This is a genomic window from Helicobacter sp. T3_23-1059 (assembly GCF_053654515.1).
This window is the reverse complement of the sequence record NZ_JBSIUV010000071.1, coordinates 1-8,294: the sequence shown is the minus strand read 5'-3', so window position 1 is coordinate 8,294 and position 8,294 is coordinate 1. Positions and strand designations below refer to the sequence as shown.

The window sequence follows — 8,294 nt, the reverse complement described above, 5'->3', positions numbered from 1 at the left end:
CCGCTTCACAATCCCCAAAATATCAATAAATTTGCCGATAAAATTTTGCAAAGCAAAAATGCGTTTATGGAGTTTTCACGCACCAAAGCAAAAGAGGCGCAAGAGCGCGAAATCCACACAATCCAGCCAAAAGAGCAAATCGGCATAGGGCAAAAAGCAAAAATTGTCATAGAGAATTATTTGGGTGGGCAGTATTTTTTCACTATTGATGATGTGTTTGTCAAAGATAGCGTGTTGCATTTGTGCGAGAGCAAACATAGCAAAAACGCGCTTTTGCCAAGCGGTGATGACATAAAAGACGGATTACTAAAACTAATGCTGTATAATAATCTTGCAAAAATTAAGGGCTATGATAGATTTAAGGTTGTATTGCGATTGACTTCGGGCGTTTTAAATTCTAGATTCTGCCTACCAAGTGAGAATCTAGAATCTTTTATCGCTAGACATAATTTTTCAAACACGCAAAAGATGATGCTTAAAGCCTTGAATCTAGAATGCAAAAACAATAACTTTGAAATATGGATAAATAATGACTCATTCTTTGTTTGATGATTGTATCGATTCTAGCGTGAAATCTTGTGATAAACCACACGCAAAATCTCGTAATAAATCAACATTGATAAAATCCCCGCTTCGCTATCCCGGAGGAAAATCTCGCGCAGTTGCATTCCTCGCGCGATTTTTGCCAAAAGACATAGATGAGTTTAGAGAGCCATTTTTTGGCGGGGGTTCTTTTAGCCTTTATCTCGCGCAAAATCCGCAATACGCAAAAACCAAAATCTATGCTAACGATTTAAATTCTGAACTTTTTTGCTTTTGGCAGAGTTTGCAAACGCGTCCAAATGAGCTAATAAGCGGGATTTTGGAACTAAAAAATAGATTTCAAAACGGCAGGGATTTGTATCGCTTTATCCTCGCTCGGCGCGAATCTAATTTAGACACGCTCACACGCGCAATCGACTTTTTTATCCTCAATCGCATTACATTTTCAGGCGTGGTGGATAGTGGCGGATATTCACAAAAAGCGTATGAGGGCAGATTTACGCTTAGTAGTGTGGAGCGATTAGCGCAAACGCAAAAGATTTTAGGGAATATCGCGTTTTCAAATGCTGATTATGCGGAGTTTTTGCTGGGCAAATCGAGCGACAATAAACGCGTATTTTTATTCCTAGACCCGCCATATTTTAGCGCGAGCAAATCCAAACTCTACGGTAAAAAGGGCATTTTACACACGAGCTTTGACCACCAAAAACTCTGCGAACGCCTAAAATCTACCAAGCATAAATTTTTGCTCACTTATGATAATAGCGCGTTTATCCGCGAGCTGTATAGGGATTTTTACCTGCTTGAGTGGGATTTGCAATATGGTATGAATAATGTCGCTAGTGAAAATGCGCCTAAAGGCAAGGAGCTTTTGATAAGCAATTTTGAGTTGGCAAAACGCACATTAACACATAATGCCACAATGAAAAATAACGCAAAATAACGCAAAAAAAGGCAAAATAAAAGCGGAGATTCTAGAATTTACACGCAATGTTACAAAAAAACAAACAAGCGCGAGTAAAATAGCGACAAAAATAACACTTAAAAGGGGGCTAAAATGATGGATTTTAATTTACACGGCGCGATTGCGAGCTTTTGGGAAAATCACAGCGAGATTTTGGACATTTTGCATACCGAGATTTTGCAAGGCTCTTTTACCCAAGAGATTATCGGGCATTTTATTTGCGCGTTTTTGGCGGGCTTTGGCTTTTGCTACGGGCTAAATCCACAGCTTAAAACGCTCATTTGGAGCGCGGTTTTTGCAGGTATCGGGCATACTTCGCGCGCTTATCTTATGGAGGGTGGGGCTCTTAGCTTTGCGGGGGCGAGCTTTGTGGCGAGCCTGCTTATCGGGCTTTTAGGCACTTTTGTAGCGAAGCGACTAAAAGCCCCCATTGAAGTGGTGATTTTCCCAGCCCTGCTCCCGATGTTTCCGGGTAAATACGGGTATCAAAGCATTATTTCGCTACTAAATTTTATCGAGCATAGGGACGATGCCACACGCTTAGAGTATTTGCTTAGCTTTTTTGATAATTTTATGATTATGTTTTCTGTCTCGCTATCGCTTGTCGCGGGCACTCTTGTCGTGCTTTCAATCTTTTATGAGCAAAGTTTTATGATGACACGCGGAATAAAGAGGCTAAAAATACGAGAGCATTAGAAATTTTTTACATTCAAGTGTTGGATTGCACACTTAAAAACATAAATATTGTTGGATTTTAATGATATACTACTCACCAGCAATGCAATGAGAGGCTTATTTAAGTCTTATTTTTGTAAGCGTCTGTTGCATTAAGTTTGCAATGTATAAACAAAAAACTTTATAGTATGTTTAAATTTTAAAAAGGGGTTTGCAAATGTCCCAAAACAATCAACCAAAAAGCATAAACGAGCTAAAAAATCATAAATTTTTTATCCCAAGCTATCAGCGAGGGTATCGGTGGGGAGATAGGGAGGTTGGTGCGCTTTTGGAGGATATTTGGGATTTTGCAAATGCGGAGCAAAAGGATAGCTTTTATTGTTTGCAACCCATAGTTATCAAACAAAAAGACAGACAATACAATGTCATTGACGGACAACAACGACTTACTACGATATTTTTGATTGTGAAATTTTTAAGCGAGGGACATTTATTTGATATTAGTTATGAGACAAGGCAAGAAGCACATCAAGATTCAAGAGAATTTTTGCAAAATATTCAATCTAAAAGCAAAGATAAAGCCACAAATATTGACTTTTATCATTTTTATGAAGCATATAAAACTATCAAAAATTTTTTTAGCGATAGTAAAATCGACAAAGACAAATTTTTAGCCACTTTGCTAGATAATTGCAAAGTGCTATGGTATGAAATCACAAAAGATGAGGACGAAAGCGCGGTATTTCGCCGTCTAAATATTGGCAAGATACCATTGCAAGAAGCAGAAAATATCAAAGCGTTGTTTTTAAGCAAAAATGAGAATTTAGATAGCGATGATATAAAAGAACGAGCGCAAGTGTGGTATAAGGCAGAGATTGCTTTAAGGCAGGAGCGAGATTTTCGCTATTGTGTGCTATCAAGTATCGATGAAAATAGCATTATGCCAAATGTCAAACCATACACGCTAAGCGATGATATTTCGCGCATTGAAGTGTATTTAAAGGCAATTAGTTCGCCACTCAAAGAAAATAAGCTTTTTGAATTTTTTGATGAATTTTACAAAAATAAAAAGTTAGATTCTAAATGGGATGAGCTAGAATCTTGCATTGATAATTTTCAAGGATTTGCAAATAAGGGCACAAGTCAAATTGATAGAGAGATTTTTCACTACATTGGATTTCTAATGCAAAATAATGAAAAAATCTCAAAAATCTATGCGTGGTGGAAGCAATGTGGCAAAAGCAAAGAAGCATTTGCAAAAATTCTCTTTGAAAAAATCTGTGAGAAAATGCGTGAATCTATCGCTAAAATCGATGAATTAGATTATAGAAATAACGATAAGCGTGAGATTCACGCCTTGCTTTTGCTTGCAAATTTGCAATATGTAATTAGCGATGAATCAAGCAATAAATATTTTGAGTTTAATCGTTTTGCGTTAGAGCGGTGGAGTTTGGAACATATTTATGCGCAAAATTCACAAAGCATAAAAGATATAATCAAACAAAATAATAAAAACGAACTAAAAGAATGGCTAAAAGAAACGCAAGGCTACATTGAAAACAAAGAATTACAAAAAGAAATAAGCGCATTTGTAGCCACACTAGAATCTAGCGCGACAAATAAGAAAAAGTTAGAAAAATTGCTTAATGATATTGATGAAGATTTTAAAAGTAGTAATTCATTGCATAACATAGGGAATCTTAGCTTATTAGATAAAGATTCTAATGCTAAATTAGGCAATCTTATTTTTAGCAAAAAGAGAGAAAAAATAGAGCAATTAGGCAAAGAGGACAAACTAATCCCTATTTTGACGCAAAAAGTCTTTGATAAATCTTTGGGCAATTTGGATTTTAGCCACAAAAATGTATTTAACAAAAGCGATAGAGAAGCATATTTGCAATGTTTAAAAGACTTGCTGCATAGTTTTGCAAGGGGTGTAAAATGAATGCAACTATAAATCTAAAAGATTTTTTAAATAAATATAATGTCGAAGCGCCAATGCTTCAACGAGACTACGCACAAGGGCGAAAATCCCAAGAAAATATCGCAAATGAATTTTTGGACGCAATTTTTGCTGTCCTTAAAGGCAAAAGGGATACTTTGCATATTGATTTTATTTATGGCTACAAAGAGGGCGAAAAATTTATACTAATCGATGGACAGCAACGAATCACAACTTTGTGGCTTTTGCATTTTTATCTTTACAAAAAGACAGGGAGGCTAGAATCTATCGCTAAAGAATTATCAAATTTTTCTTATGCCGTGCGTAATAGTTCTAAAAAATTTTGCAAAAATTTGTTAAATAAGGATTTTGATTTAAACACAAATCCAAGCAAGACAATCATTGATAAAGGTGGTGAGTTTGAAAAAGAGGAAAATCTTAGAAGCGACCCGACTATTAAAGCAATGCTAAATATGCTTGATTTAATTTATGCAAGGCTAGACAATAAAACAAATTTAGATTTACTTATTAAGAATCTAGACAATATTACTTTTTATGCCTTTGATATGGACGAGTTTGCACTAGGCGAGGAACTCTATATAAAAATGAACGCACGAGGCAAACAACTCACGCGTTATGAAAATCTCAAAGCATATATTGAGCAAGATTCACAAATCGCAGATTCGCACGCGCTTTTGGCAAATATTGATAATAAATGGGCGGATATGTTTTTTGCAGATTGCGATTTTAATGCGTTTGATAAGCGTGGAATTGTGTTTTTGCATTATGCAAATGTGTTTTTTATGTTATTGCAAGGCAAGGTAAAAAGTGGCGAAATTAAAGCAATGATAGATTCGGCAAATCACCCTATTGATGATTTTTATCAACCTTTGAAAAATATAGAAAATATGGCGTTGCTTGATAGGCTTATGGATTTATATAAAGATTGTAGTGAGATTTTTAAGCAAAGTGGATTTGACAAATTTAGCAATTTTGATTCGTTTAAAAATGCAAGAGATTCACTTGGATATGTGGAGATTTGCTACTTTTTTTCGGCATTGTTTTTCGTGCTAGAATCTAAAAATGATACAAATATAAACACACAATCTTTGGAGGATTATTTGCGTGTGTGCAAACATTTGATAGAAAACCATAGACTTGATAAACCCGATGAGCACATTATCGCATTTTTTAATCTTTTTAAAACGCTATCAAAAGGATATAAAAATATTTATGAATTTTTAGTGCAAAACCACACACATAACTTTCATTCAAATATTTACGCCCTAGAATCTCGCAAGGCAAAGCTAATTTTACAAAGCCGCAAAGGTAGCGACAAATGGGAAGAAATTCTAAATGCCACAAGCAATCATAATATTTTAAGGGGTTGGGTGGATTACTTGCTAGATTTTAGTGATGAAAAATTTAAATATCAATCGTGGTGGAATTATGCAATATTTAGCGAAATATTAAATGAAACTAGTGAGGAAAGTATTTTGGATTACAACAATCCAAAATCAAATCCAGACTTCGAAAAATTTAGCAAATACGCAAATCTAACAATGCAAATTTTTGATGAGATTCAACAAGATAAAGTGCAAAATAACGGCTTTTTACCGCTCTTTCAACGCGCTTTTTTGAGCGTGGGGGATTTTGGATTTTCAACTACTAATTATTTTTATGGCAATTATTGTGGTGAGATTTACCGCGATAGAGAAGCGTGGAATTGGCTATTAAGTGGCAAAAATAATGAAAGCGAAATGCCATATTTTAAAAAACTGCTTGGTGAAATAGCCGAATCTAAAAAGACAAATTTGCGTGAGATTTTGCAAGATATTGTGGATAATGCGGATATTTCTAGTCGCAAATGGTGGGAGCAACTTTTAATCAGACAAGAGGGCTTATTTGAATTTTTAGTAGAAAATAAGCAAACCTTTCAAAAAACGCGCAGAATCTATTTTGACGATTACAATGAGCAAGTGATTTTGCTAAACAAAACACGAGTTAGCTACAATCAAGTCGGCGCAAGGGATTTGCTAACTTATGGATTTTATTGCTATTGCAAGCAAAAAGGTATTAGCGTCTCAGAATATGAAAATAGCGCAATCATCTATGATTATGAACAAGACGATGAAATCAAACCAAATTTTAGCATAAATAATAAAGGCATTATTATCGCTATTGTTGATGATAAGGGAATTATAGTTTATGACACACAAGAATTTTTCATTGATATAAAAGGTGATATTTTTGCCGAGTTTGATAAAGTGCTAGATGAGATTTTTAGAAAGGTTTAATGTGTCAACTAGCGTTTTTGAGAATTTAAACCAACTAAATTTCGCAAAAAATCAAAATGCGATAGCATTGCTTGGGGATTGCTTATCTGTGTTGCAACGGATAAAATCCCAAAGCATAGATTTAATTTGGATCAAGACAACTTAAGCTCAAATAAAGGAGTCTTAAGTTATGATACATACGATGAAAAACAAGTATATCACCACATAATAAAAAACTTTGCAAGAATTTCAGAGGCAAAAACAAGAGAGATTCTTAAACTTTTTTGTCTTGATATTGAGGCTGTTAAAATTGCAAAATTAAGCAACATTTCTCGTCAAAGTATCAATAAAATCATCAAAATATTAGAATCTTAATCGCAAAAGAATGCGAAAAAAATATCTAAAATGCAAAGCGAAATTGAAGTTGATGAAAGCAACCTTTTAATATAGATTTTGGGTGCTAAAAGAGTAAGAGGAAAAAGAGGGCGAGGAGCAGGTAAAAAAAAACACCTGTGTTTTTGCTTTATTTTGCTTACAACTGCAAGCAGAAGGTATGCTAAAACGAAATAATTGTGTTTATACCCAAATTGTAAAGCATTGCTCTGCAGATGATCTTTTGCCTATAATACGAGATTTAAGCAATATAAATGAGACAGAATTTTATAGTGATTATTGGGGAGCGTATGATGGATTAGTAGATTTTTTCTTTGCTTTGCTTACAACCACAAGCAAAAGGGGCAAAGGCACATTATCGAGTCAAACACTCAAAAAATGAGTTTGTGCTAGGTAGAAATCATATAAATGGTATTGAAAACTTCTGGGGCTATGCAAAGCATAGATTAAGCAAATTTAAAGGAATCAAAAAAGAGAATTTTTTGCTTCACTTAAAAGAAACAGAATTTAGATATAATATTCAAATTAAACAGCAAGATTTGTATAAAATCTTGCTAAAAATGATAAGAGAAAATCTGCTTAAGTTGGGTTGAGCCTAAATCTTTTGTGCTTGATTGAAGCAGGACTTTGCCCTTATGAGCGCATTCTACGCTATCAGATTCTAATAGCGGATTTGGCATTGGCATTTAGATTCTTTACTCGCATTCTTTGCAGTATTTTTTTATGATTCTCTCCACTTCGGCGTTGTATTCTTTAGATTCGTAAAGTTTTAGGCATTGCCACCATAGTGAAGTTTCCCCTAATGTTGAAGCATATACATACACTTGAATTTCATCTAAAATTTTTTTATTTATACTGCGTGAAAAATTCAATGCTTTAAGTTCATTCTGAACGCTAGAACCTTCACGAATATATATAGCACTTGCAGATAAGCACAATGTATGTCCCCACATTTTATATAACTCTATGACATTTTCTTTAAAGGCTAAGTCATTGATCATAGCTTCTTTATAGCCACCTCTTAGAGGATAAAGAGGCAAATTTGGTAATCGCTTTTTGTTTTCATCTTTTTCTAGCCATTCAAGGACTTCTATTAAATTTTTCTTTTTCTTATTAGGAAGAACTTCTCTTAAAATTATCTCATCGGATTGTGGTGGTAATGAAAAAACTATATTACAAGTCACCAAACAAATTAGCAAGATTTTTATTGAATGTTGCATTTGATTTTCCTATGATAATTGCCAAAAATAAAAAGTTTCAATAAAAACATTTCCATCCAGCCAATTTGTATTATCAGCAAAATTACCACCATTCCACAATGTTGTATGCCGAAATCCAGAAGTATTTGTTAAAGCCACAATGCCATTTCGGCAAATACTCTGCAAAACACAAAAGAATTTTTTATTATCGCTAATACCGCTCATTGTTTTTATAAAATCTTTCGCATCCCCATTTTCTATTTCTTGTTTAACGCTTTCAAATAAGACGGATTTTTTCCAAG

The 8,294-nt window shown here is 34.3% G+C and carries 7 protein-coding genes and 2 pseudogenes; 6 read left to right on the top strand and 3 right to left on the bottom strand.

Annotated elements, in window-relative coordinates; translation table 11 throughout:
- The 6 genes and pseudogenes from ACWIX0_RS12185 to ACWIX0_RS12160 form a co-directional block, all read left to right on the top strand.
- Positions 1–549: hypothetical protein (locus ACWIX0_RS12185; RefSeq protein ID WP_454174258.1), on the top strand; the 549-nt coding region annotated here is incomplete at its 5' end.
- Positions 530–1,486, top strand: coding sequence for a DNA adenine methylase (locus ACWIX0_RS12180; protein ID WP_454174257.1), 957 nt, complete (start codon positions 530–532; stop codon positions 1,484–1,486). The genes ACWIX0_RS12185 and ACWIX0_RS12180, both read left to right, overlap by 20 nt.
- Before the next feature lie 114 nt (positions 1,487–1,600).
- Entirely contained in the window at positions 1,601–2,203 is a 603-nt protein-coding gene (locus ACWIX0_RS12175) for a threonine/serine exporter family protein (RefSeq protein ID WP_454174256.1), read from the top strand.
- 196 nt (positions 2,204–2,399) lie between these two features.
- Complete coding sequence (locus ACWIX0_RS12170) at positions 2,400–4,127, top strand: DUF262 domain-containing protein (protein WP_454174255.1); 1,728 nt, start codon at positions 2,400–2,402, stop codon at positions 4,125–4,127.
- Positions 4,124–6,421: a GmrSD restriction endonuclease domain-containing protein gene (locus ACWIX0_RS12165; protein WP_454174254.1), complete on the top strand. Its 2,298-nt coding sequence runs from the start codon at positions 4,124–4,126 to the stop codon at positions 6,419–6,421. Before ACWIX0_RS12170 ends, ACWIX0_RS12165 begins: the two co-directional genes overlap by 4 nt.
- A 204-nt stretch (positions 6,422–6,625) precedes the next feature.
- A pseudogene (locus tag ACWIX0_RS12160) lies at positions 6,626–7,386 on the top strand (IS1595 family transposase).
- Here the strand turns inward: ACWIX0_RS12160 and ACWIX0_RS12155 are convergent.
- The 3 genes and pseudogenes from ACWIX0_RS12155 to ACWIX0_RS12145 form a co-directional block, all read right to left on the bottom strand.
- Positions 7,348–7,479 carry a hypothetical protein gene (locus ACWIX0_RS12155; protein WP_454174253.1) on the bottom strand — a complete coding sequence of 44 codons (132 nt, stop codon included), beginning with the start codon at positions 7,477–7,479 and terminating at the stop codon, positions 7,348–7,350. The pseudogene ACWIX0_RS12160 and the gene ACWIX0_RS12155 sit on opposite strands and share 39 nt — an antisense overlap.
- A gap of 9 nt (positions 7,480–7,488) precedes the next feature.
- Positions 7,489–8,013: a hypothetical protein gene (locus ACWIX0_RS12150; RefSeq protein WP_454174252.1), complete on the bottom strand. Its 525-nt coding sequence runs from the start codon at positions 8,011–8,013 to the stop codon at positions 7,489–7,491.
- A gap of 9 nt (positions 8,014–8,022) precedes the next feature.
- A pseudogene (locus ACWIX0_RS12145) lies at positions 8,023–8,294 on the bottom strand (T6SS effector amidase Tae4 family protein); the annotation flags it as partial.